Consider the following 23107-nt stretch of genomic DNA (forward strand, 5'->3'; position numbering starts at 1 on the left):
AGCAAAAACAACGAACTACAACTTTACCTCAGCTCATTAAGCGAATATGAATAAGCACAGCGAACTGCAACTCTACCTCATCTCATTAAGCGAATATGAACAAGCACAACGAACTGCAACTCTATCTTGCCTCGAGCTCGCCCCGCCGCCATGAACTGCTCGCCCAGCTGGGCTACCGCTTCGAGGTACTCAGATTGGACGTGCCAGAGCGGCGTGAAGAGGGTGAAAAGGCACAGGATTATGTCTGTCGCCTCGCCCGCGACAAGGCGATGGCCGGGGTGGCCGCCGCCCCGACCATGCTGCCTGTGCTGGGTGCCGACACCATAGTGGTGCTGGGTGATCGGGTGCTCGAGAAGCCCTCCGACCTGCTCGACGCCAAAGACATGCTGGAAGCGCTCTCCGGCAAGGTGCATCAGGTGATGACGGCGGTAGCGCTGGCTACCCCGGATCGCTGCGATGTGCGACTGGTCACCACCAATGTGGCGTTTCGCAAGCTGGATGAGGCCGAGATCGAAGCCTACTGGCGCACGGGTGAGCCCTGTGACAAGGCCGGTGCCTATGCGATTCAGGGGATTGCCGGCAAGTTTGTCAGCCGGATTGAGGGGAGCTACAGCGCCGTTGTCGGTTTGCCCCTGCTGGAAACGGATCTGTTGATCAAGCATCATCTGGAACAGGTCCGATAATTTTTCGTCAGCTGTGCTCTGCTGCGTTCTCCCTTGCGCGCGTTGTACCGGATTGGCTTTATAGAATTCAAAACTGGAACAGGCAAGGTAACTTATGTCGGTAGAACTGCTGGTGAACGTCACCCCCTCCGAAACCCGTGTCGCCCTGGTCGAAAACGGTCTGCTGCAGGAAGTGCACGTAGAGCGTCAGGCCAAGCGTGGCATAGTGGGCAATATCTACAAAGGCAAGATCAGTCGGGTGCTGCCCGGGATGCAGGCGGCTTTCGTCGATATCGGCATGGACAAGGCGGCGTTCCTGCACGCTTCCGACATAGTGCCGCACACCGAGTGTGTGGCGGTGAAGGAGAAGGAGCAGTTCCAGGCCGGTAACATCGCCGAGCTGGTGCGCCAGGGCCAGGACATAATGGTGCAGGTGGTGAAAGATCCGCTGGGTACCAAGGGGGCCCGCCTCACCACCGACATTACCCTGCCGTCCCGCTATCTGGTGTTCATGCCCGGCAGCGCCCACGTCGGTGTCTCCCAGCGTATCGAGTCCGAAGCGGAGCGCGAGCGCCTCAAGCGTACCGTGGCCGGTTATGTGGACGATCTGGGTGGCTACATCATTCGTACCGCCGCCGAAGGGGTGGGTGAGCAGGAGCTGGAGCAGGATGCCGCCTTCCTGAAACGCCTGTGGCGCAAGATCCTGGAGCGCAAGCACAAGTATCCTCCCTGCAAGATCCTCTACGAGGATCCCAGCCTGGCGTTTCGGGTGGTGCGCGACTTTGTCGGTGCCGAACTGGACAAGATCCGGGTCGATTCACGCCAGAGCTTCGATCAGCTCAAGCGCTTCACCGAGGAGTACGTGCCCGAGCTGGCTGGCAAGCTGGAGTATTACCCGGGCGAGTCGCCGATTTTCGATCTCTACGATGTGGAGAACGAGATCCAGCGCGCGCTGGAACGCAAGGTAGAGCTCAAGTCCGGCGGCTACCTCATCATCGACCAGACCGAAGCCATGACGACAGTGGACATCAACACGGGCGCCTTCGTCGGCCATCGCAATCTGGAAGAGACCATCTTCAATACCAACGTCGAGGCGACGGCGGCCATCGCCCGCCACCTGCGTCTGCGCAACCTCGGCGGCATCATCATCATCGATTTCATCGACATGCAGTCGGAAGATCATCGTCGCCGTGTGCTGCACAGTCTGGAACAGGCGCTGGCCAAGGATCGCGCCAAGACCAACGTCAACGGTTTCTCCCAGCTTGGTCTGGTGGAGATGACCCGCAAGCGCACCCGCGAAAGCCTGGAGCACGTGCTCTGCTCCGAATGCCCCGAGTGCAAGGGGCGCGGTCGGGTCAAGACGGTGGAGTCGGTCTGTTTCGAGATCCTGCGGGAGATCATCCGGGTCAACCGCGCCTATGATGCGGATCAGTTCACCGTTTACGCTGCACCGGCCGTGATCGACTATCTGCGCGGTGAGGAGTCCCACAGTCTCGCCGAGCTGGAGGTGTTCATCGGCAAGCAGGTCAGAGTGGTGAGTGAGCCCCTCTGTGGTCAGGAACAGTTTGATGTGGTGATGATGTAATTGGTCTATCGCTGGTTGAGTCGGGGCTGGTTGGCCCTCGGGGTCTTCTTCGTGCTGCTGGCCATTCTGGTCAGTCTGGCGCGCTTTGGCGGCCCCTTGCTCAATCAGCACAGACAGGCACTGCTCGATGCCCTGCTGGCCGGCAATCAGCTGGAGGCCAGTGTTGAACACATAGGCCTGGACTGGACCCAGCGCGGCCCGGCGCTCGAGCTGCAACAGCTGGCGATAGCGCCGGATTCGGGTCGCTTCACCCTGCGTCTTGGCAAGGTGTGGGCTCACCTCGACTTCTGGCGCTCCCTCAATGAACTCAGGCCCGTGTTCGGCCAGCTCATACTGAGCGATGGCGACATTGCGCTGGATCTGGCCCGGTCCGCCGAGCCCGATACCCGTGGTGGCGTCGATCAACAGCAGGCGTTGCTGCGCTTTTTTCTCACCCAGCTCTCCACTTTCGATATTCATGATACCCGCCTCAGCCTGACGACGGCGCTGGGGGAGGTGCGGGCCCTCGATATCGCCCAACTGCGCTGGCAGAACCGCGGCAAACGCCATCAGGGGGTCGGCAAGGCCTATCTCATCAACGGGGTGGGCGAGAGCACCATAGATCTCATCCTTGATGTGGATACCCCAGAGGATCGGTTCGATCGCTTGCGGGGCCAGCTCTATCTCGGCGCCAGCCAGTTCGACGTCAGCCCCATGCTGGCGCGGATCCACGCCGGTGAGCCCAAGGTCGCCGGCCAGCTCGATTTCCAGCTCTGGAGTGAATTTGCCGACGGTCAGCTGGGAGAGTCCCTGCTGGCGTTTGGCGACAACTACCTGATCTGGAAGGATGAGAAGCAGGATGTCATGCACCGTCTCGGCCTGCAGGGTGGCAAGATCCAGCTGCACCGGGATGGTGAGGAGTGGCAGCTCGCCAGCCATGACATGACCTTCAAGCTCGATGGCAAACCCTGGTTACGCAGCCGTTTGCAGCTCGAGCGGATCGGCTCCCGCATCCAGGGTTATGTGCCTGCTATCGACCTCGATCAGGTCGCCAACCTGAGCCAGCTGGTATCGGGTCTCTACCCCGAACTGACCGAAACCCTCAAGCGTACCCAGCCCAAGGGTCAGCTGCAGGATCTCATTTTGCAGGCCGATGCCGGCTGGCGGGGGCTCTCTCTCAGCGGCCGGCTATCCCACATCAAGGTCAGCGCCTGGCAGGATGTGCCCGGCGTGCAGGATCTCAATGGCGAATTCTGGCTGACCCCAACGGGGGGCAGTGCCCGACTGGCCCTTGCCAATGACAAGGTGGATCCGGCCCGCCACTTCAAGGAGCCGATCCCGGTGGACAGCTTCTCGGCACGGCTCGACTGGTGGCAAGTCCCGCAGGGCTGGGTGCTCTATGGTCAGGATGTGGCGCTGGACAACCCGGATTTGCGCCTCGACAGCCGCTTCAGGATGGATCTGTTCGAACATACTTTCCTCGCGCTGACAGGCCGCATCGACGTCAAGAATGCGGGCAATGCGGATCGCTACTACCCGTTGCAGGTGATGGACAAGAGCCTGGTGGATTACCTGAGCGGCGCCATCAAGGGGGGTCAGGCCAAGGGCGCCGACCTGCTCTGGTACGGCGAGTTCAAGGATTTCCCCTACAGCAAGGGCGAGGGCATCTTCCAGGTGGCGGTTCCGCTCGAGCAGGCGACTTTCCAGTTCTTCCCCGGTTGGCAACCCCTCACCGACCTGCAGATCGATCTGCTGTTCCAGAACGCCAGTCTCGACATGAACAGCCGTTCCACCCACCTTGGCAAGGCCAGCTCCGATTCGGTCCATGCCTGGATCCCGGATCTCTATCCCGGCGCCCATCTCTATGTGGATGCCAAGGTAGAAGGTGAGGGCAAGGCCATCAGCGACTACTTGCAGGACTCTCCGCTGGGGGATTCCGTGGGTCAGGCGCTGCGTGAGATAGAGATCCGCGGCCCGCTCAAGGGGTCGGTCAAGCTGGATATTCCCCTCGATGGTGAAAGCGAGGTCAAGGCGAGCGGCGATGCCCTGTTCAACAACAACAAGGTGCGGGTCGCCAGCCTGGATCTGCCGCTGGAGCAGGTACAGGGGCGCCTCGAATATGACAACGAGCAGACCCGGTTCAGCAACCTCAAGGCCAGCCTGTGGAACCAGCCGCTGACCCTGGATTATCAGGGCAAGCAGCTGCCGAACCGCTATCAGGTGGATCTCAAGTTCAAGGGGCAGTGGGACAGCCGCCGCGAGCAGCGCAAGATCCCCGCCCTCGATATCCTCAAGGGGCGCAGCAACTGGGCTGGTACCCTGGGGCTGACCCTGCCCAATGACAAACCGTTCAGCTTCCAGCTGGCGATGGACTCCAACCTGCAAGGCATGGCGCTGGATCTGCCGCTCCCCCTGACCAAGGCAGCCAACAGCCGATTGCCGCTCAAGGTGACAGTGCGCGGGCGTGACGGCAGTGCCGACATTCGCACCGTGCTGGGGGCCGATGTGGATTTGCAGAGCCGACTGGTTTATGGGGACGGGGTTCCTTACTTCAGCCGGGTCAGGGTGAACATAGGCCAGCCGGGGGCACGGGTGCTGCGTGACAAGCCCATGCTGCTCGCCATCAACCAGCAACAGGCCGATGTGGCTGGCTGGCTGGCCAGACTCAAACAGTGGGTGCCTGCGAGCAGTGAGCCGAGCGGCAGTGCCGTGGTTGGTCCTCCTTTCCTGCCGCAGGAGTGGTGGGTGGATGGCCAGCTGGCCCGCGCCGATATCGGCAGTGCCAATCTCAGGGCTGTACACTTCACCGTAGGCCCGGTCAAGGACGCCACAGAGGTGATGATCGACAGCCCGGACGTCATGGGGGTGATCCGCCTGCCGGTGACTGATCGCCAGCCCATCGATGCCAAATTCGCCCGCATCCATTGGTCCGGCAAGAGTTCGGATCTGAGCCCAGAGCCTGATGCGCGGCAGGACAAAGCCATCATGGATGCCATTCCCTGGCTCACCTTCAGCTGCGTGGATTGCCGCTTCGGCGAACTGCCGCTCGGCGAGGTGAAGGGAGAGCTGCTCCCCGGGGCCAACAAGCTGACCCTCAAGGGGCTGGATATGCGGCTGGCGGGGAGCCAGCTGACAGGCACAGTGGATTGGCTGGCTGAGCCAGGCCGGATGCAGACCCATGCCAGAGCCAAGATCACCAGTAAAAACAGTGAATTGCTTCTAAAACGGATCGGCTATACCTCACCCATTGGTGATGCACCCGGCAAGATGGCACTGGATCTGAGCTGGAATGATGTGCCCTATCGGCTGAGCCTGCCGACCCTGGCTGGCAGCGCCAACTATCAGCTGGAGGGGGGCACGCTGCGGGAGGTCAATGACAAGGGGGCGCGACTGCTCTCCCTGCTCAGTCTCGACTCCCTGCTGCGCAAGTTGCGGCTCGATTTTCGCGATGTGTTCGACAAGGGCTTCTACTTCGAGTCCATGTCCGCCTCGGCCAAGATCAAGCAGGGGGTGATGGATAACAAGGACTTCTACATGAAGGGGGCCGCGGGCAACCTGCGTGGTGAAGGCATCGCCGATCTGGTGCGCTGGCGGCTTGACTACGAGCTGAGCTTCTCCCCCAATCTGGGCGGCACCCTGCCGGTGGTAGCGGCCTTCTCGTTGACGCCGATCACCGGCCTCTATGTGCTGGCTCTCTCCAAACTGCTGGAGCCAGTGGTGGATGTGGTGACCCGCATCGATTTTAGGGTTGAGGGGCCGCTGGACAATCCCAAGCTGATCGAGGCCGGGCGAGATAGAGCCCGCATCAAGCTCAACCAGCAGCAGAAACAGGCGGTGGATACGGTAGCGCCCAAGTTGCCTGCCGCCGAAGTCACCCCTTTCCTGCTGAATCCGCAACCAGGGAGTCCCCGTCAGCCCTGATGCTGGCGCCATCCCTTGTCTCGACCTGCTTACGCTCAAGGAGAGAGCCATGATCCGACATATTCTGCTGATTGCCTTCAAAGCGGGCACCCAGGCTGGCGATATTGCCGCTGTCAGGGCGGCTTTTCTCGGCATACCCGCCAGGGTCAATGGCGTGGTGGCGGTCGAGTGGGGGCAGAATGACAGCCCCGAGGGGCGCGCCGAAGGCTTTACCCACAGCGTCTTGATGACCTTTGCGGACGAGGCGGCCCGTCAGCGTTACCTGCCCCATCCTGATCACGAGGCCCTCAAGGCCATCTTCCGTCCCGTGCTGGACCGTATCATAGTGCTGGACTACACACTGCAAGCCAAAGACGCTGTCAGCATCTGACGGCTTGCACCAAGGACAAGGAGCGCGTCATGTGGTTAGCCGCAATACAGCTGGTATCAGGCCGTCACTGGCAGGATAACCGGGAGCAGATCGCCGCCGAGCTGGCGGCGCTGCCAGCCGAGCGTCCCTTGCTGGTACTGCTGCCGGAAAACTTTGCCCTGTTTGGCGAGCGGCAGGGCTATCTCGATGGTGCTGAACGGATCGGTGAGGGGCCTATCCAGCAGCAACTGGCTGCCTGGGCCAAAGAGTACGGCATCTGGCTGGTGGCTGGTGCCATGCCGACGACTATCGCAGGTTCAGACCATATCCATACCAGCTCGCTGGTGTTTGACTCGGCAGGGGAGCTCAAGGGTCATTACCACAAGATCCACCTGTTCGATGTGGACGTCGCCGACAATCAGGGGCGCTATCGAGAGTCGGAGACGTTCAGTCCTGGTCAGGACTGCGTGCTGATAGACTCCCCCTTTGGTCCCCTCGGCCTCTCTATCTGTTATGATTTGCGCTTTCCCGAACTCTATCGCCAGCTGGCCCGCGCCGGTGCCAGGGTGTTGCTGGTGCCTGCCGCCTTTACCGCCGTGACCGGCGAGGCGCACTGGGAGCCGCTGCTGCGGGCCCGCGCCATCGAAAATCAGTGCTATGTGGTGGCCGCCAATCAGGGCGGTACCCATGAAACCGGGCGCCATACCTGGGGCCACAGCATGGTGATCGACCCCTGGGGCAGGGTGCTGGCATGCCAGCCGTCGGGCCGCGCGACCGTGCTGGCTGCCATGGATCCCGAGCTGGGCGACGAATTGAAGCGAACCATGCCGGTGCTGCAGCACGCCCGCCTGTTGTCGGCGGGTCAGGTCTCTGACAACGAATGAACAAGGCACGCCCCGCGTGCTGACCCAGGCCGCTATGGCATGGGATCTTATTGTGAAATCCCGGATCGGGAGTGGAGAGAAAGATTGAGTCTATTGAGCCAGGTTAGTGCCTCCCTGTTGGCCCCGAACGACCTCGACGAAGGGCGGCTGCAGCAGCTGCTCGGCAGCCTGATGAGCCACCAGGTGGAGTTCGGCGATCTCTATTTCCAGCGCAGCTGGCACGAGTCCTGGATGCTGGAGGACGGCATCGTCAAGGATGGTAGCTACAACATCGACCAAGGGGTCGGGGTACGCGCCGTCAGTGGCGAGAAAACCGGCTTTGCCTACTCCGACGAGCTGAGCCTGCTGGCGCTGCAACAGTCGGTCACTGCTGCCCGCGGCATTGCCGCTGCCGGTGCCCAGGGCAAGGTGAAGGCCTGGGCTCGTACAGAGGCCAACCTGCTCTATCCGGCCATGGATCCCCTGCAGACCCTCGACAAGCACCAGAAGATTGCCTTGCTGGAGCAGATGGACAAGTTCGCCCGCAGTCTTGATCCCGTTATCAATCAGGTGATGGCCTCCATCAGCGGTGTCTATGAAGAGATACTGGTGGCAGCCACCGACGGTACGCTCGCTGCTGACATACGCCCTCTGGTTCGGCTGTCGGTGACCGTCATCGCCGAGAAAGGCGAGCGCCGCGAGCGTGGCAGCGCCGGTGGTGGTGGTCGTTGTGGTTATGACTATTTCCTGGAGCTGGACGGGCTGGAGAGCCGCGCCTTTGGCTATGTGCGCGAGGCCGTGCGTCAGGCGCTGGTCAACCTGGAGGCCATTGATGCTCCCGCTGGTACCATGCCGGTGGTACTCGGTGCCGGCTGGCCCGGCGTGCTGTTGCACGAGGCCGTGGGCCACGGCCTGGAGGGGGACTTCAACCGCAAGGGCTCGTCTGCATTTGCCGGCCGCATCGGCGAACAGGTGGCCTCCAAGCACTGCACCATAGTCGATGACGGCACACTGCCGGGTCGGCGCGGCTCCGTCTCCATCGATGACGAAGGGACGCCGGGCGGCTACAACGTCTTGATCGAGAACGGCATCCTCAAGGGTTACTTGCAGGACAAGCAGAACGCCCGCCTGATGGGGGTTCCGCTCACAGGTAACGGCCGCCGCGAATCCTACGCCGCCATGCCGATGCCGCGCATGACCAACACCTATATGCTGGCGGGTCAGTACGATCCGGCGGAGATCATCGCCTCGGTGAAGAAGGGTATCTATGCTCCCAACTTCGGCGGTGGTCAGGTGGATATCACTTCCGGCAAGTTTGTCTTCTCCGCCTCCGAGGCTTACCTCATCGAGGATGGCAAGATCACCACCCCCATCAAGGGCGCGACCCTGATAGGCAATGGTCCGGAAGCCATGAGTCTGGTTTCCATGGTGGGCAGTGATCTGGCACTGGATCGTGGTGTCGGCGTCTGCGGCAAAGAGGGACAGAGCGTGCCGGTCGGTGTCGGCCAGCCCACACTCAAGCTGGATCAACTCACAGTGGGCGGCACCCAGTAAGGGGTTTAACCCACTATGTTGTGAATGACCCCGGCCATGTGCCGGGGTCATTGTTTTGGGTAGTGCAAGCCAGAGAACAAAAAGCCCCGGCGACTGGCCGGGGCTGCTGGATACGGGTGACAGGGTCAGTTGACCGATATGGCTCTGGCATCGATGTAGAAGCGGGCATTGCCTTGTTGGTCGACCCTGATTTGGGCCACCAGACGATCGCTTTTTTTGTACTCCCATCGGGTTTTTATCCGGGCCAAGGCTGGGCTGGCTACACCAACTACATTCAGATATTCATGAAACAGGCTGTAGCTTCCAATTTCGGTCAGCATCTTTTCCATCATTTGCACATCTCCTGAAGTAAGTGGGCGCCTGCCTGCAAACCTAACAACTGATCTCTGAACCGAATCTGTATGAAAAACACACTAACTCATTTGTGTGTCAGTAACATGATCAAGCGCAAGATCAGTGACGATTTTTGAGGCTTTTTGACACCGTTTTCAGTCAGGGGTGGCGCGGCTCCTGTCGTTGATCAGAAGTGTCTGGCAGGGATGGCAAGGAAGGCGTGGTGTGTATCGAGTGTGCGCCGTGGAAGACAGGATCCTGTGCCACTTCCTTGATGCCGTTGATACAGAATTGCATGCCCATGCACACCAGCAGAAAACCCATGATCCGGGTCATAGCATCGATGCCGGTGGCGCCGAGGATCTTGCAGACAGGATCCGCCAGCTTCAATACGCCCCAGCTGATCAGACTCATCAGGGCAAACGCTGTGACCATGGCGCCGTAGATGGTGAGGCGGTTGTACTCGTCGGGCAGCTCGGCAATCTGGGCTGCCCCGCTGATCACCAGCGCCATGGTACCCGGCCCGCACATGCTGGGCATGGTCAGTGGCACGAAGGCGATGCTCTGGTTGATATCGACCCCGTTGGTCTGACTGGGGGCTGGGAACAGCATGCGAAAGCCGATAAAGCCGATGATGAGACCCCCTGCCAGCCGCAAGCCCGGAATGGATATCCCGAACAGATCCAGAATGGAGGAGCCGATAAAGAAGGTGATGCAGAGGGTGAAAAACAGATAGATAGCCGCCAGGTTGACCTGGCGGCGCACATGCTCCCGCGACATGCCCTTGCTCAGCCCCAATAGCAGGGTGGCCGTGGTTGGCGGGTTGACCATGGGCAGCAGCGCCAGCAAGGCGAGAAATACGACTTGAAAGAACATCTTGAGCCTCGGATAACGGAATTGGGTGACAGTCTGGAGCCAGGTATTCGCCTGGCCCTAAGGGGGGAGGCTATCCTATGTCGGCCGTACTGAACACAAGGACAATAAAAAAGCCCCGAAGATGTCCGGGGCTTTTTCGTTGGTCAGGCGGCTTGTGGCGCCGTCTGCCGCTGGTTGCGCTGTTGCAGCCACAGCAGCACACCGATGGCAAAGCCCAGTGCCGAAAGGCTCACCACATAGTGGGAGGGCGCCAGTACGTCGTTCTTCATCCACAGGGTCACCAGCATGGGGGTGAGGCCGCCGAAGATGGCGTAGGCCACGTTGTAGGAGAACGACAATCCCGAGAAGCGCACTACCGCCGGGAAGGCGTTGACCATGACGTAGGGCACGGCCCCGACAATCCCGACCGCGAAGCCCGCCAGCATGTAGAGCGGCACCAGCTGCTCTGTGCCCGCTACCAGACCGTGATAGAAGGCGTAGCTGGAACCTGCCAGCAGCAATGAGCCCAGCATGAAGGTGGGGCCGCTGCCGAGGGCATCGATCAGCCTGCCATAGACGATGCAGCCCAGGGTCAGGGCCAGGATGGCCAGGGAGTTGGCGGTCAGGGCATCGGCCGGGCTGATGCCATGTACCTTCTGCAGATAGGTGGGGGTCATCAGTATCACCACCACGATACCGGCGGAGAGCAGCCAGGTCAGCAGCATGGAGATCACCACGCTGCCCTTGTGGCTGCGCAGCACCGTCTTGAGCGGCAGCTCCTCCGCCAGCGCCTTGTTGGCCTGCATTTCGGCAAAGACAGGGGTTTCATGCAGCCAGCGGCGCAGATACATGGCGACTATGCCAAAGATACCCCCCAGCAGGAAGGGAACCCGCCAGCCCCATTCACTCACCTCGGCCGGAGTCAGGTTCTTGTTGACCGCGGTGGCGATGAGGGAGCCGAGCAGTATGCCGGCAGTCAGCCCGGCGGTGAGGGTGCCACAGGCGAGCCCGACCCGGCGGGCGGGCACGTGCTCCGCCACGAACACCCAGGCGCCCGGTACTTCACCACCGATGGCGGCTCCTTGCAGTATGCGCAAACCCAGCAGGGCCAGTGGTGCGCCTATGCCCAGAACCGCATAGGTGGGCAAGAGGCCGATCATCAGGGTGGGCAGCGCCATCAGCAGTATGCTCAGGGTAAACATCCGCTTGCGGCCGATGAGATCGCCAAAATGGGCCATGATGATGCCGCCAAGGGGGCGAGCCAGATAGCCGGCGGCGAAGATGCCGAAGGTCTGGAACTGGCGCAGCCACTCGGGAATATCGGCCGGGAAGAAGAGCTCGCCGATCACCACGGCGAAGAAGACGAAGATGATGAAGTCGTAGAATTCGAGGGCTCCGCCGAGGGCTGCCAGGCTCAGTGTCTTGTAATCCTGTCGGTTGAGGGGGCGGCTGTGGTCGTAAGCTTGCGTGACTGTCGTCATATCCTTATGTTTCCCATCGCTTTTTTAGTTATTGTTCCCCATCCTTTCAGGGGAGACGCTCATTACCGAGGGTATGCTTTTGCATCCCGGTATGTAAATCGCACAATTCGCAATACAGTCTTGCAGCTTTTTGGTGCAGCAAGACCGGCAACATCATGACGAAGAGACAGTGGGAGAAATCATGACGAAGAAAAAGGTGCTGCTCTCCTGGAGCAGTGGCAAGGACAGCGCCTGGGCACTGCACAAATTGCAGCAGGATCCGGCCATCGAGGTAGTGGGGCTGTTTACCACCCTCAATCAGGCTTTCGAGCGTGTGGCCATGCACGGAGTGCGCAAGCAGTTGCTGATGCAGCAGGCCGAGTGTGTGGGGTTGCCGCTGACCACCCTCGATCTGCCCTGGCCCTGCACCAATGAGGATTACGCCCGCATCATGACCGACTTCATCGCGAGCGTGGTGGCAGAGGGGATCCACCACATGGCGTTTGGCGACCTCTTCCTTGAGGATGTGCGCGCCTATCGGGAGAAACAGCTGGTGGGAACGGGCATAGAGCCCTTGTTCCCGCTGTGGGGCAGCAAGACGGACGAGCTTGCTCGGCAGATGATGGCGGCGGGGCTGAGGGCCAGGATCAGCTCCCTTGACCCGAAAAAGCTGGATGCCAGCCTGGGTGGTCACGATTTCGATCCTGCCCTGCTGGCGGCCTTGCCGCAGGGGGTGGATCCGTGCGGCGAGAACGGCGAGTTTCACACCCTGGCCTATGATGGTCCCATGTTTCTGCGCCCGTTGACGATGTACGTGGGAGAGACGGTGGAGCGGGACGGCTTCATCTTCACTGACTTGTTGCCTGCGGACTCCGCCGCCTAGTCGAGGTTGGTCTCCTTGTCATCGTTGTAGCGCAGTGCAATTTCGTGAAACAGCAGGTGGATGCGGGCAAAGGCATCCGTGATGTCGGGATCGAAGTGACTGCTGCGCCCCGCCAATATGATGGGGACCACCTCCGTATGGGACATGGCCGCCTTGTAACACCGCTTGCTGATCAGGGCATCGTACACATCTGCCAGCGCCATCAGTCGGGCCGACAGGGGGATCTCATCCCCCATCATACCGTAGGGGTAGCCGGTGCCATCCCATTTCTCGTGGTGGTAGCAGGCGATCTCCTTGGCCAGCCGCAGAAATTCGACCTCCACTCCCAGCGCCTCCTCGGCGTGGACTATGGCCTCCTTGCCGAGGATGGAGTGGTGCTTCATCTGGGTGAACTCATCCGCATCCAGCTTGCCGGGTTTGAGCAGGATCCGGTCCGGTACGCCGACCTTGCCGATATCGTGCAGGGGGGCAGACTTGAACAGCAGATCTATGGTCTTGGGGGTCAGCTCTGCACGAAAGCGAGGGTGATCGCACAGGGTTTCCGCCAATAGCTTCACATAGTGCTGGGTGCGCAGTATATGGTTGCCGGTCTCGTTGTCCCGGGTCTCGGCCAGAGAGGCGAGGGAGTGGATGGTGATGTTCTGGATCAGCTCGTTTTCACGGGTGCGCCGTTCCACCTCTTGTTCCAGATAGGCGTTTTGGTCATGGAGCAGATCCCGTGCAGCTTTCAGCTCAAGGTGGTTTCTGACACGGGCCAGTACGATGGCGGGAGAGATAGGCTTGTGGATATAGTCCACGGCGCCGAGTGCCAGTCCGTGCGCTTCTGCGCTCTCCTCTACCTTGGCGGTCAGGAAAATCACCGGAATATGCCGCGCCTGCGGCATCTCCTGCAGTGCCTGCATCACCTGATAGCCATCCATCTGGGGCATCACCACATCGAGCAGGATCAGATCCACCCGGGTGCCTGATGACAGTATCTCCAGCGCCCGCTGGCCACTGATGGCCACCTTGACCCGATAGTGCGGGCCCAGCAGGGCGCTGAGCAGGGAGAGGTTTTCAGGGGTGTCATCGACCACCAGCAGTGTGGGTTTGGTGTCGGGATCCAGCAAGTTGAGCATAGTGGTGCCTCACTCTTGGTTGAACAGATCGGGCCTGAGGGCCCGGACTTGTTGCAGGTGTGCCAGTGCATCCGTAAAACGGAAGCGGGTCATGGCGTCTGCCATCGTCGATGCTGTTTCTCCCAGCTGTCCAGTCAGCTGTTTCTGATGTTGCTGGAACAGGGTCAGTGCTTCTGCATCATCTTCCACCAGCAGTTGGGTCAGCTGCGCCAGCAGGGGCGCTATGTCTGTTGGCTCTTGCTCCGGCAGGTCGGGGGAGGGCTGGGTGGGCAGCAGGGCCAGCACGCCATCGCTCAGTTGCTGTTGCATCTGCAGCCCTTGTTCGGCCAGCGGTAGCAGGCTGGTGGTGTCGTCTCCGCGGGAGAGCGCACTCTCCAGCCTGGCCGAGATATCTCGCAGTGGATCGGCGCCCAGAGTGGCGGCAATCCCTTTGAGGGTATGGGCTTGCCGATGGGCTTCCTCCCGGTCGTCTGTCTGCAGGGCGGTGATCAGGCTCTGCATGGGTTGGGTTCCCTGTTGGGCGAACCGTTGCAGCAGGTCCTGATACCACTCCCAGTTGTGCATCAGCCGTTGCAGGGCCGCCTCGGCATTGAGCCCGAGGGCCCTTAACTGCGGCAGTAAAGGCATGTCCTGTGGTGAGGGGGAAGTTTTGAGTGTTGCATCGGTTTCACGACTGAAGGCGGGCACCCAGCGCTGCAGGGCGGCATAGAGCTTGTCGGGGTCGATGGGCTTGGCGATGTGGTCATCCATGCCCGCTGCCAGGCAGCGCTCTCTGTCACCGGCCATGACATTGGCCGTCATGGCAAGGATCGGGATCTGGTGCCCATCGCCCTCTTGCTGGCGCAGTTGACGGGTGGCGGCCAGTCCATCCATCACCGGCATCTGCATGTCCATCAGGATCAGGTCGTATGGTTGTTGCTCTGCCATTTTCAGGGCTATGGCGCCATTGCCGGCGATGCTGACGTCGGCTCCCACTGCTCGCAGCAACTCCATCGCCACCTGCTGGTTCAGCTCGTTGTCTTCTGCCAGCAGTATGCGGAGTCCGTCGAAGCGATAGTTGTGGCTGGGCTGGGGGGTCTTCAAGGTGATCGCCGTGGTTTGATGGCCAAACAGCCCTATGATGGTATCGAACAGTACTGAGGCACACACCGGCTTGACCAGTACCCGGTCAAAGCCGGCTGCCTGTGCTTCACGAAAGACCTCTTCCCGCCCATAACCCGTCACCATGACCCGATAGAGCCGCTTGCCAAGGCCGCGGGCAATGAGGCGGCGCCCCGTCTCTATGCCATCCAGCCCCGGCATGTGCCAATCCAGCAGCACCACCTCATAGGCGTTACCTTCCTGTTCGGCGCTGGCGATCATCTGCAAGGCCTGCTGACCCGATTCGGCGGTGTCCACCACGAAGCTCATGCTGCGCAGCAGGGCAGCCAGTATGGTGCGGGCGCTGGCACTGTCGTCGGCCACCAGCATGCGGCGACCACGCAGGTCCAGACTCGGCAGATAGCGTGATCTGTATCTGCCACGGCCGAGTCGGGCGGTAAACCAGAAGGTGCTTCCCTTGCCCGGTTCGCTCTGCACGCCGACCTCACCCCCCATCAATGCCGCCAGTTCGCGGGAGATGGCGAGCCCGAGGCCGGTGCCGCCGTATTTGCGGGTGGTGGAGCTGTCCGCCTGCTTGAAAGACTGGAACAGCCGCTGCTGCTGCTCCTGGCTCATGCCGATCCCCGTGTCCTGCACCGAACAGTGCAACAGCACTTCCTTCGGCAGTTTTTCCAAGCAAGTGACCTTGACCAGTATCTCCCCCTGCTCGGTGAATTTGACCGCATTGTTGGCATAGTTGATCAGGATCTGGCCGAGCCGGAGGGGATCGCCATAGAGCAGGGTGTCGAGCTGGTGGTCGACCTCGAACAGCAGCTCTATGCCCTTGGCTTCGGCCTTCTCGCCCACCAGAGTCGCCAGATTTTCCAGCACATGGTCGAGATCGAACTCGATCTGCTCCAGATCCAGCTTGCCCGCCTCTATCTTGGAGAAGTCGAGGATATCGTTGATGATGCCGAGCAGGTGCTGGGCCGAGCGCTGGATCTTGCCCACATAGTCGGCTTGCTGCGGATCGAGCCGGGTTTGTAGGGCGAGGTGGGCCATGCCCAGGATGGCGTTCATGGGGGTGCGGATCTCGTGGCTCATGTTGGCGAGAAAATCGCTCTTGGCCCGGGTCGCGCTTTCTGCCAGCTCATAGGCCTGCTCCAGCTCCTGATTCTTGGTCTGCATCACGGCGAACAGCTCATCCCGGGTCGGTTCGGCGAACTGCTGCTGCATCTGCAACAGCAGAGCGTCATCGGGCCAGTGCGGCAGGTGGCACACCAGGGCGATGTCAGTGTCAGAGTGAGGAACCAGCCGGATGTTGCCATGGGCTGCGCCGGACGGACTGTGCTGCAGTGGCTCGTCCGCCGAGAGGGAGACCCACAGCTCCTGCGTATGGCTCTCCAGCCACAGCTGGAGTTGCAGCGAGTCGGTGGTCGCCGTCAGCTGGCGCACCAGCTCCGAGGTGGTACCCGCCAGCGGCGCCACGAAGGTGGGATTCTTGTCGATGCAGGTGAGCACCTGGATCACCTTGCGTCTGGCGGTGAGGGCTGCCGCCGGGCCAGAGAGCCTGATATCACCGATCCGCTGCCGCATCTAGCGCTCCTTCTCCGGTTGTACCCGCAACACGATACAACTCGCATCGTCCGTGCTGCGGCCGCTGTGGTCTATGACTTGACGGGCCAGGATGGCGGGATCCGCCCCCAGATCCAGTGCGCCGTCACGCAGGTTGAGCGACTCGCTGATGCCATCCGAATAGAGCATCAGCACATCCCCCGGCTCCATGGGCTGGCGTTGCAGCAAGGGGGTGGGGAAGCGCTCCCCCAGCACTCCATCGCGGGAGATGCCGCGCCAGAGGTCATGGCCGCGCAGACAGATGCGGGTGTTGCCGATACCGGCGTAGCTCAGTTCCCCCCGTTCACTGTTGACCAGGGCTATGCCAGCTGCCGCTCCCCGGGTACCGATGCAGTGTTGGTGCAACAGCTGCAGCAGAGGTGCCGGCTCCTGCTCAGGGGTGTTTTGCAGCGCCTCTTCCAGTGTCAGTGCCAGCTTGTTGGCCGAGGTGCCGTGGCCGCTGACATCGATCAGCACCAGCAAGGCGCCGTCGGAGGTGGGCCGGATAAAGACCAGATCGCCGGAGACCTTTTCCGGATAGCAGGGCCTGTTTTCGCTGGCCCATGCCAGTTTCAAACCAGGCTGACCCCATGACTGGGTTGGCATTGTGAGGCGTATCGTCGAGGGTGCCGAGCCCAGCCACTTTCGAGCCTGCACCAGGGTGCCCCCTTCCGGCGGTGTGCTGATGGTGAGCTCTGACATCATGCGTCGCACGCCGGGTAGCCCCAGCCCCAGGGTGCCCGAGGTGCTGTAGTGATCCTGCAGGGCCTGATGCACATCCGGTATGCCGGGCCCTTTGTCACGGGCGATGATGTCGATGCAGGCTCGTCCCTTGGGGTGATGGAGGGTCAGGGTGATTTCCCCCTGCCCGGCGTATTTCAGGATATTGCTGCCAAGCTCGGAAACCACGGTGGAGAGCATGGCACGATCCACGTCAGACAGGCTGGCGATAAAGGGAAGCCGACGCACCGCCATCACAGTCAGGTGCAGATCGATATCGTGGCGCAGCGGATAGTTGGCCTCCTGAGTCGCATGCTCTTGCATCATGGCGCTTTACTCCTCGCCCTTGAGATGGCGGACGTGGGCGAAGGCGTCGTCCATGTCGATGAAGCAGCGCAGCGGCCCGGGCTGCGCTTCGGCCAGCGCCAGAAACGCGGCGATCCCGGCATTGAGCCCCACTAGCAGGCAGATGGCGCCTAACAGGCGGCATACCTCGGCCAGCTTGCGTACCTGTCTGAATTCATGGTGATCCAGCAGCATGACGCCGGAGAAGTCGAGCAACACTGCATGGTGACGCCCGTGTACCAGTCGCTGGGAGAGGGCCTGCATCAGCATCTGCATGCCATCGTCACCGAGATCGGGACGCATGCTGACCACTATGCAGTCGGCCACATCGGCGATGCCAAGATCGTTGTTGAGCTGCATGGTCATGGCCGCATCCTAGAGGGTGGAACCGACCCGTTTGAGCGCTATTTCGAAGGCATCTCTCAGGGTTGCCGTGGTGCGGACGTCACCGACCGACACCCCCAGCTCCACCATGGTGCGGGCAATGGCGGGAGAGACTCCCGAGATGATGGCCTCACAGCCCATGAACTGGGTCGCCTTGGTGATCTTGATCAGCTGGTTGGCGACGCCGGTATCCACGGTGGCGACACCGGCAATATCCAGCACGAAGACCCGGGCCCGGGTTTCGGCGATCTTGGTGAGCGACTTGTTCATCACGTCGGCGGTGCGCATTGAGTCGATGATCCCCACCAATGGCAGGAGCAGGATCCCGTCCCAGATAGGGGTGACAGGGGTCGACATCTCTTGCAGCGACTTGTGCAGCTCCTCGCGCACTCTGGCGGCCTCTTCCGCTTCCACCATGGCACGCTTGAGCTGACGGTGCTGCTCCACCTGCGCCGTGATGTCGGTGGCAAATTTGACGATTTTGCTGGGCTTGCCGTTCAGATCCAGCACCGGGTTGTAGGATCCCTGGATCCAGACCTCCTGTCCCTGCTTGCCGAGCCGGCAGAATTCGCCTGCGAGAAACTCGCCCCGTCGCAGCGTTTCCCAGAAGGTGCGGTAATCCGCCGACTGGGCGTAGTCCGGGTCAACCAGCAGCCTGTGGTGCTGGCCCTTCAGCTCATCCAGCTGGTAGCCCACTATGTCGAGAAAGCGTGGATTGGCATCCAGTATGGTGCCATCCAGCGAGAATTCTACCTTGCCCATGACCCGGCTCAGGGCATTGAGCTGGCCCTCGAAGCTGGCAGTGAGCTGCTTCTGCCCGGTCAGATCCATGGCGTATATGATGATGCGGGTCAGCTGCCCCTCGGCATCCAGAACCGGGCTGCAGGCACCCCGGATCCAGATATCCCGCCCCTGTTTATCCAGCAGGTGGAACTCGCTTTCCTGTGACGTGCCGCTGCGCAGAGTCTCCCAGAAAGTGTCATAAGTGGCAGACTTAGCCTCATCCGGGGAGAGCAGCATGCCGTGGTGCTTGCCCTTTAGCTCATCCAGCGGGTAGCCCATGATGGTGAGAAAATGAGGGTTGGCATCCAGGATCTGCCCCTCTGGCGAGAGTTCGAGCCGGGCCAGCACCAGATCGATGGCGTCCATCCCGGCCTGATGAGGGGAAGGGGCCGAACCGGTGGTCTTGGAAGAGGAAGTGTGCGCGTCCATGGCATCTCCAGTGAGAGGGAGTCGTTGATTTTGATGTCAATAAAGGGTGCTAAGCAGTTATAGCCCACTCCGGCTCTTCCGGCTGGAATAAAGGGTCAAAAGAGGCTTGTCATCTTCCGGTTGCTGGATGTTTATTCCGAGGGGACAAAACAGGGCGGGAGCTATCCACCGAGCCCTGTTTTGTGGCGAGTTTCACGGTTTGTATCGGCAGTATGGGGCAGGATTGGCACCCAGTTTCATTCACGTCATGAGTTGTGCCATGCCCGCTTTTTCCCGTCTTACCCTGATAGCATCCCTGTTTGCCGCCACCTTCAGCCTGCCCGCCCTGGCCGATCAGATCGTGACCAGCCCGGCCGGTGTCACGACTGTGACCCTGGCCCAGCAGGCTCCAGTTCACTGGGTCTCGGTAGAGCAGATTGCCAAGAGTCTGGATGGTCTACCCCCGATGGCGGTAGGTTTTGATATCGACGATACCCTGCTCTTCTCCAGCCCGGGTTTCTATCGCGGCAAGCAGGAGTTCTCGCCCAACGACGAGAGCTATCTGAAGAACCCTGCCTTCTGGGAGAAAATGAACAACGGCTGGGATGCGTTCAGCATGCCGAAAGAGGTGGGCAAGGCGCTGATCGCCATGCACCTCAAACGCGGCGATCACATCTATTTCGTCACTGGCCGTTCTGCCACCAAAACGGAAACCGTGAGCCAGACCCTGCAGCAGACCATGGGGATCCCGGCCGATCGACTCAATCCAGTGATCTTCGCCGGCGATCAGCCGGGCCAGAACACCAAGGTGCAGTGGCTCAAGGACAAGCAGATGAAGGTCTTCTACGGCGATGCGGACGGGGATATCAAGGCGGCGCAGGAAGTGGGAGCCCGCGGCATTCGGCTGCTGCGGGCGGCAAACTCCAGTTATCGTCCACTGCCGCTGGCCGGCGCCCTGGGAGAAGAGGTGATCGTCAACTCCCAGTTCTGAGTGGCGTAAAACCGCTAGAAAAAGCCGGATCCTGTCAGGATCCGGCTTTTTAGTGAGTCTGTTGCGCGGATGCTGGCATCGTGGCATGGGTTGCCGACAAGCTCGTCTTGTTCGCGGAGGGCGGTTTATTCCGCCCAGGGCATCTCGGGCAGGGAATCCAGAAACTGGGCGTAGCGCTCTAGGTTGAAGGGGCCCTGTTCAGCCTCCATCGCCATCAGCTCGGCACCGAGGGCGCAGGCGATATATTGCAGCGCCTCGTCCCGTGGGGTGCCCTTCATCACCAATCGCATCAGGGTCGCCTTGACCTGCAACGGATGACCGTCGATCAGCTGGTTGTCGACCATCTCCAGCAGGGTTTGCTCGTCAAAGAACTCGGTGGATTCGCTCATGGTGTACTTCCTCGTCATGCCATAAAAGATGCCAGTATAACGAAGCTGGCATTAACACTTTGAAATATTGCGATAAAAACATTTCTGTGGCGCCAGTTTTTGTTACTCATACTTATCTGTGGGTTTGCTGTCAGCAAACGAAAACCATCATAAAATTGCATGGACGGATATCAATATGCCCACCATAGACTCTCTGTTATCCCATCCCCAAAACCTGCCCAATGTACCCGAAGTCATGCGCGATCTGGTGCAGACCTTCAATGAGAAGGAGCCGGATATCCTGTTGATCGCCAAGAAGATCAACAAGGATCCCGTCATCTCTGCCAAGCTGCTGCGGCTGGCCAACTCCGCCAAGTTTGGCGGCAATCGTCAGGTTGCCACCGTCAACGAAGCCGTGGTGCGGCTCGGCGTCGATGTGGTACGCAACATGGTGCTGGCCTGTGGCCTGACTGGCTCCATGCATTCGGTGCCCGGCATCGATCTCAGGCACTTCTGGGGCAACGTGTTCGATGTGGCCGAGCTGGCCAGGTTGCTGGCCAGGCTAAAGGGCATGAAAGGGGAGGAGGTGTTCACCTGTGCCCTGCTGTTCGACATGGGGCGCCTCATCATGCATGTGGGTCTGCCGGAAAACATGGTTAACCACATTCAGGATCTTGAACCCAGCAAGGGACGCGCCAAGGCAGAGGAGCTGGTGGTTGGTTTCAACTATGCCCAGACAGGGGCCGAGATGGCTAGGCGCTGGCAATTTCCCCTCAGTATCTGCCATGCGGTGGAGTACCACTACAACCCCATGCTGGCCAGGGAGTTTTCTGTCGAAGCTGGCCTGATCCATCTGGCCATCGCCCTGGCGGCCCAATCGGATGTGGGGGAGGTGGCGCCGCCCGAGTGGCCAACTCAGGTGGCAGACAGACTCGGTCTGCCATGGTCTGACTGCGCCTCCGTGCTGGTGGCGATGCGGGAGCACGGCAATGGCTATGCGGGTTTGCTGGCGGCCTGAGCCCGCTAAGTTATTGTCACCGGGCCGCAGTGCGGCCCTTTTTCATGGTGTTTGCCTTGCCAACCCTGCGGTGCAGAGGCAGTCTTGAAGGCCTGTGTTTTCTGAAAGAGCCCTTGTCATGATCCTCTCCGAGCGCCTGCTGCTGCGCGAACTGACCATCGCCGATGCTCCCTTTATCCTCGAGCTGCTCAACGACAGCGATTTCCACCGCTACATTGGCGATCGCGGTGTGCGTACCCTGGCGGATGCCGAACACTACATCCAGCAAGGGCCTGCGGTTAGTTATGCTCGCCATGGCCACGGCCTCTATCTGGTGGCACGTAGAGGCGATGAAGCCAAGATCGGCATCTGTGGTTTGATCAGGCGAGACACTCTGTCCTGTGAAGACATTGGCTATGCCTTCCTGCCCGCCTATCGTGGTCAGGGTTATGGCATAGAAGCGGCGAAGGCGGCGCTGCAGGACGGCCGGGAAAGGTTGGGGATTGTGCGTGTCATCGCCATAGTCACACCGGGCAACGAACGATCACTGACACTGCTGGCCAAGCTGGGGCTGGTACAAAGCCGGCTGGTCAAGTTGAGCGAGGATGCCGACGCGTGTCTGCTGCTGGAGGCTGCCGGAGCTGAAACGAACCTGGCCTGAGGTATGAAACGGGGGTGCGGCTGACAGCCAGTGATGGAAGGCGATGCTGACGGCGCAGGTTCAGGAGAATAAACAGGAGTTGAAACAAAGAGGCCGCCGTGAGTTGCGGCCTGTCTGCATCGGGTGCTGCCGGAGGGCAGGCAGGATCAGTTGAGGTCTTCGATGGGGAACTCTCCAATCCTCTTTATGTAATTGTTTTTAATGGTTAATTTTTTGTTTGATTTAATTTTTTATTCTTATAGCCCCACAAAAAACCCCGCATGTAAAAATTTAGCTCGTTTGTAAGGGCCCGGTGACTCCAAAACCGACGGGGCCGGGTCGGCCCGACATATCATCGGTTTGTCCGGCCAAGGCTCACTCTTTCGAATCGGCATAGCTACCGCTTTCAGGGTGGAACGGAACAATGGTTCCGTCGGCTAAGACTTCCCTGTACTCGTCCTGCTTAAACGCGGGATCTTCTACAGGTTTGCAATAAAGCACGCGATACGTATCACCTACCTCTGCTTTGAGCAGGCGGGTCAGTTGCAGGCCGCGCACGTGAAAGGCAGCCCAATCCCAGCGGTCGGGATCAAGAGCATGGTCGTTGTACATTGTTCGATTGAATTCGAGCGCCCAAGGGGAAAACTGCCTCCAGAGTTCCTCCGAAATGGGGTCATCTTCGCAGTATCCATCGCCCTCGCACATGCAGTCGTTCACGTAGCCTGGTTCATCTGGTGACTCTTTGAGCCACAGGAACGGTGCCCCTCCGTAGTCCACCATCACTGTAAGGACAGGAACAAAAGCTGGCTGATCGGTCATCATATGGTCTCCTTGGCATCATGTAGTAACAGGCTGGTGCTTGCGCCGTACAATGCCTGGTAGTTGTCTATCTCTGCCACCACTGATATGGTCTGTTTACCAAGGGCAATGCTTGCAATTGGGGTTCCGGTGGCGGGTCGGCCGGTTCGTAGTTCCAGTAGCGTAATCCTGTCAGCGCCCTCGACCCGTCCTATTTCCTAAGCTGTGCCCCCATCCACCAGCACTCTTTAAATGACCCCCCGCACAATCCCGGTGTTATGCCATGGTCCCATGTAGGTCGCTGTGGCAAGATAACTACCAGTTTTGTCTGACTCTGGCTAGCCCATGAAAGAAACCCTGCTCAGCTATGAAGCCATGATGCCGGCGGTGCTCAAGGTATCGAGAAGCATCGTGCTG

The 23107-nt window shown here is 60.3% G+C and carries 20 protein-coding genes; 10 read left to right on the plus strand and 10 right to left on the minus strand.

Annotation, left to right across the window (positions count from 1 at the left end):
- Nucleotides 1–95 precede the first annotated feature (95 nt).
- From AACX78_RS01655 to tldD, 6 genes are all read left to right on the plus strand, one after another.
- Nucleotides 96–683 carry a Maf family protein gene (locus AACX78_RS01655; protein ID WP_159165192.1) on the plus strand — a complete coding sequence of 196 codons (588 nt, stop codon included), beginning with the start codon at nucleotides 96–98 and terminating at the stop codon, nucleotides 681–683.
- 94 nt (nucleotides 684–777) lie between these two features.
- On the plus strand, nucleotides 778–2247 hold the full coding sequence (gene rng / locus AACX78_RS01660; RefSeq protein WP_005316349.1) for a ribonuclease G: 1470 nt from the start codon (nucleotides 778–780) through the stop codon (nucleotides 2245–2247).
- Nucleotides 2248–6147, plus strand: coding sequence for a YhdP family protein (locus AACX78_RS01665; protein ID WP_201302749.1), 3900 nt, complete (start codon nucleotides 2248–2250; stop codon nucleotides 6145–6147). It begins immediately after the preceding gene.
- 49 nt (nucleotides 6148–6196) lie between these two features.
- On the plus strand, nucleotides 6197–6517 hold the full coding sequence (locus AACX78_RS01670; protein ID WP_159165193.1) for a Dabb family protein: 321 nt from the start codon (nucleotides 6197–6199) through the stop codon (nucleotides 6515–6517).
- Between the two features lie 29 nt (nucleotides 6518–6546).
- Nucleotides 6547–7380 (plus strand): carbon-nitrogen hydrolase family protein, encoded by an 834-nt coding sequence (locus AACX78_RS01675; protein ID WP_159165194.1) that lies wholly within the window; start codon nucleotides 6547–6549, stop codon nucleotides 7378–7380.
- An 84-nt stretch (nucleotides 7381–7464) separates the two neighbouring features.
- Nucleotides 7465–8913, plus strand: coding sequence for a metalloprotease TldD (gene tldD, locus AACX78_RS01680; protein ID WP_058394778.1), 1449 nt, complete (start codon nucleotides 7465–7467; stop codon nucleotides 8911–8913).
- 125 nt (nucleotides 8914–9038) lie between these two features.
- On the opposite strand, the gene AACX78_RS01685 is transcribed toward tldD, so the two are convergent.
- From AACX78_RS01685 to AACX78_RS01695, 3 genes are all read right to left on the minus strand, one after another.
- Nucleotides 9039–9242: a hypothetical protein gene (locus AACX78_RS01685; RefSeq protein ID WP_170321042.1), complete on the minus strand. Its 204-nt coding sequence runs from the start codon at nucleotides 9240–9242 to the stop codon at nucleotides 9039–9041.
- A 163-nt stretch (nucleotides 9243–9405) separates the two neighbouring features.
- Nucleotides 9406–10122 (minus strand): MarC family NAAT transporter, encoded by a 717-nt coding sequence (locus AACX78_RS01690; RefSeq protein ID WP_058394779.1) that lies wholly within the window; start codon nucleotides 10120–10122, stop codon nucleotides 9406–9408.
- 143 nt (nucleotides 10123–10265) lie between these two features.
- The gene (locus AACX78_RS01695) at nucleotides 10266–11582 is read right to left on the minus strand and encodes an MFS transporter (protein ID WP_059168872.1); all 1317 of its coding nucleotides are present in this window, start codon (nucleotides 11580–11582) and stop codon (nucleotides 10266–10268) included.
- Nucleotides 11583–11763: 181 nt separating this feature from the next.
- Here AACX78_RS01695 and AACX78_RS01700 point away from each other — a divergent pair, with 181 nt between their 5' ends.
- A complete protein-coding gene (locus AACX78_RS01700; protein WP_159165195.1) occupies nucleotides 11764–12444 on the plus strand; it encodes an ATP-binding protein in 681 nt (226 codons plus the stop codon).
- Here the strand turns inward: AACX78_RS01700 and AACX78_RS01705 are convergent.
- The 5 genes from AACX78_RS01705 to AACX78_RS01725 are packed head-to-tail and all read right to left on the minus strand — an operon-like array spanning nucleotide 12441 to nucleotide 18917.
- Nucleotides 12441–13562, minus strand: a complete 1122-nt coding sequence (locus AACX78_RS01705) for a response regulator (protein WP_159165196.1) — start codon at nucleotides 13560–13562, stop codon at nucleotides 12441–12443. The genes AACX78_RS01700 and AACX78_RS01705 overlap by 4 nt on opposite strands.
- A gap of 9 nt (nucleotides 13563–13571) precedes the next feature.
- Nucleotides 13572–16238, minus strand: a complete 2667-nt coding sequence (locus AACX78_RS01710) for a response regulator (RefSeq protein WP_159165197.1) — start codon at nucleotides 16236–16238, stop codon at nucleotides 13572–13574.
- Nucleotides 16239–17303, minus strand: coding sequence for an ATP-binding SpoIIE family protein phosphatase (locus AACX78_RS01715; protein WP_159165198.1), 1065 nt, complete (start codon nucleotides 17301–17303; stop codon nucleotides 16239–16241). It lies immediately after the preceding gene.
- Between the two features lie 6 nt (nucleotides 17304–17309).
- On the minus strand, nucleotides 17310–17681 hold the full coding sequence (locus tag AACX78_RS01720; protein ID WP_088814402.1) for an anti-anti-sigma factor: 372 nt from the start codon (nucleotides 17679–17681) through the stop codon (nucleotides 17310–17312).
- A gap of 15 nt (nucleotides 17682–17696) precedes the next feature.
- On the minus strand, nucleotides 17697–18917 hold the full coding sequence (locus tag AACX78_RS01725; RefSeq protein ID WP_159165199.1) for a PAS domain-containing protein: 1221 nt from the start codon (nucleotides 18915–18917) through the stop codon (nucleotides 17697–17699).
- A 259-nt stretch (nucleotides 18918–19176) separates the two neighbouring features.
- Here AACX78_RS01725 and aphA point away from each other — a divergent pair, with 259 nt between their 5' ends.
- Nucleotides 19177–19887: an acid phosphatase AphA gene (gene aphA / locus AACX78_RS01730; RefSeq protein ID WP_159165200.1), complete on the plus strand. Its 711-nt coding sequence runs from the start codon at nucleotides 19177–19179 to the stop codon at nucleotides 19885–19887.
- Nucleotides 19888–20012: 125 nt separating this feature from the next.
- On the opposite strand, the gene AACX78_RS01735 is transcribed toward aphA, so the two are convergent.
- Nucleotides 20013–20276 (minus strand): hypothetical protein, encoded by a 264-nt coding sequence (locus AACX78_RS01735; protein WP_159165201.1) that lies wholly within the window; start codon nucleotides 20274–20276, stop codon nucleotides 20013–20015.
- A gap of 175 nt (nucleotides 20277–20451) precedes the next feature.
- Here AACX78_RS01735 and AACX78_RS01740 point away from each other — a divergent pair, with 175 nt between their 5' ends.
- Together AACX78_RS01740 and AACX78_RS01745 are read left to right on the plus strand one after the other, a co-directional pair.
- On the plus strand, nucleotides 20452–21273 hold the full coding sequence (locus tag AACX78_RS01740; protein ID WP_201302750.1) for an HDOD domain-containing protein: 822 nt from the start codon (nucleotides 20452–20454) through the stop codon (nucleotides 21271–21273).
- A gap of 118 nt (nucleotides 21274–21391) precedes the next feature.
- Complete coding sequence (locus AACX78_RS01745) at nucleotides 21392–21913, plus strand: GNAT family N-acetyltransferase (protein ID WP_159165203.1); 522 nt, start codon at nucleotides 21392–21394, stop codon at nucleotides 21911–21913.
- Between the two features lie 354 nt (nucleotides 21914–22267).
- On the opposite strand, the gene AACX78_RS01750 is transcribed toward AACX78_RS01745, so the two are convergent.
- Nucleotides 22268–22714: a hypothetical protein gene (locus AACX78_RS01750; protein ID WP_159165204.1), complete on the minus strand. Its 447-nt coding sequence runs from the start codon at nucleotides 22712–22714 to the stop codon at nucleotides 22268–22270.
- Nucleotides 22715–23107: the final 393 nt, after the last annotated feature.

The sequence above is a fragment of the Aeromonas sp. 9A genome (assembly GCF_963900955.1).
Lineage (GTDB): Bacteria > Pseudomonadota > Gammaproteobacteria > Enterobacterales > Aeromonadaceae > Aeromonas > Aeromonas salmonicida.

Bases quoted from the DNA above. Each gene is read 5' to 3' on its own strand.
- AACX78_RS01735 (WP_159165201.1), bottom strand. From the start codon at position 20,276: ATGAGCGAATCCACCGAGTTCTTTGACGAGCAAACCCTGCTGGAGATG.
- AACX78_RS01740 (WP_201302750.1), top strand. From the start codon at position 20,452: ATGCCCACCATAGACTCTCTGTTATCCCATCCCCAAAACCTGCCCAAT.
- AACX78_RS01670 (WP_159165193.1), top strand. From the start codon at position 6,197: ATGATCCGACATATTCTGCTGATTGCCTTCAAAGCGGGCACCCAGGCT.
- AACX78_RS01725 (WP_159165199.1), bottom strand. From the start codon at position 18,917: ATGGACGCGCACACTTCCTCTTCCAAGACCACCGGTTCGGCCCCTTCC.
- AACX78_RS01675 (WP_159165194.1), top strand. From the start codon at position 6,547: ATGTGGTTAGCCGCAATACAGCTGGTATCAGGCCGTCACTGGCAGGAT.
- AACX78_RS01700 (WP_159165195.1), top strand. From the start codon at position 11,764: ATGACGAAGAAAAAGGTGCTGCTCTCCTGGAGCAGTGGCAAGGACAGC.
- rng (WP_005316349.1), top strand. From the start codon at position 778: ATGTCGGTAGAACTGCTGGTGAACGTCACCCCCTCCGAAACCCGTGTC.
- aphA (WP_159165200.1), top strand. From the start codon at position 19,177: ATGCCCGCTTTTTCCCGTCTTACCCTGATAGCATCCCTGTTTGCCGCC.
- AACX78_RS01695 (WP_059168872.1), bottom strand. From the start codon at position 11,582: ATGACGACAGTCACGCAAGCTTACGACCACAGCCGCCCCCTCAACCGA.
- AACX78_RS01710 (WP_159165197.1), bottom strand. From the start codon at position 16,238: ATGCGGCAGCGGATCGGTGATATCAGGCTCTCTGGCCCGGCGGCAGCC.
- AACX78_RS01715 (WP_159165198.1), bottom strand. From the start codon at position 17,303: ATGATGCAAGAGCATGCGACTCAGGAGGCCAACTATCCGCTGCGCCAC.
- AACX78_RS01750 (WP_159165204.1), bottom strand. From the start codon at position 22,714: ATGATGACCGATCAGCCAGCTTTTGTTCCTGTCCTTACAGTGATGGTG.
- AACX78_RS01705 (WP_159165196.1), bottom strand. From the start codon at position 13,562: ATGCTCAACTTGCTGGATCCCGACACCAAACCCACACTGCTGGTGGTC.
- AACX78_RS01655 (WP_159165192.1), top strand. From the start codon at position 96: ATGAACAAGCACAACGAACTGCAACTCTATCTTGCCTCGAGCTCGCCC.
- AACX78_RS01745 (WP_159165203.1), top strand. From the start codon at position 21,392: ATGATCCTCTCCGAGCGCCTGCTGCTGCGCGAACTGACCATCGCCGAT.
- AACX78_RS01685 (WP_170321042.1), bottom strand. From the start codon at position 9,242: ATGGAAAAGATGCTGACCGAAATTGGAAGCTACAGCCTGTTTCATGAA.
- AACX78_RS01690 (WP_058394779.1), bottom strand. From the start codon at position 10,122: ATGTTCTTTCAAGTCGTATTTCTCGCCTTGCTGGCGCTGCTGCCCATG.
- AACX78_RS01720 (WP_088814402.1), bottom strand. From the start codon at position 17,681: ATGCAGCTCAACAACGATCTTGGCATCGCCGATGTGGCCGACTGCATA.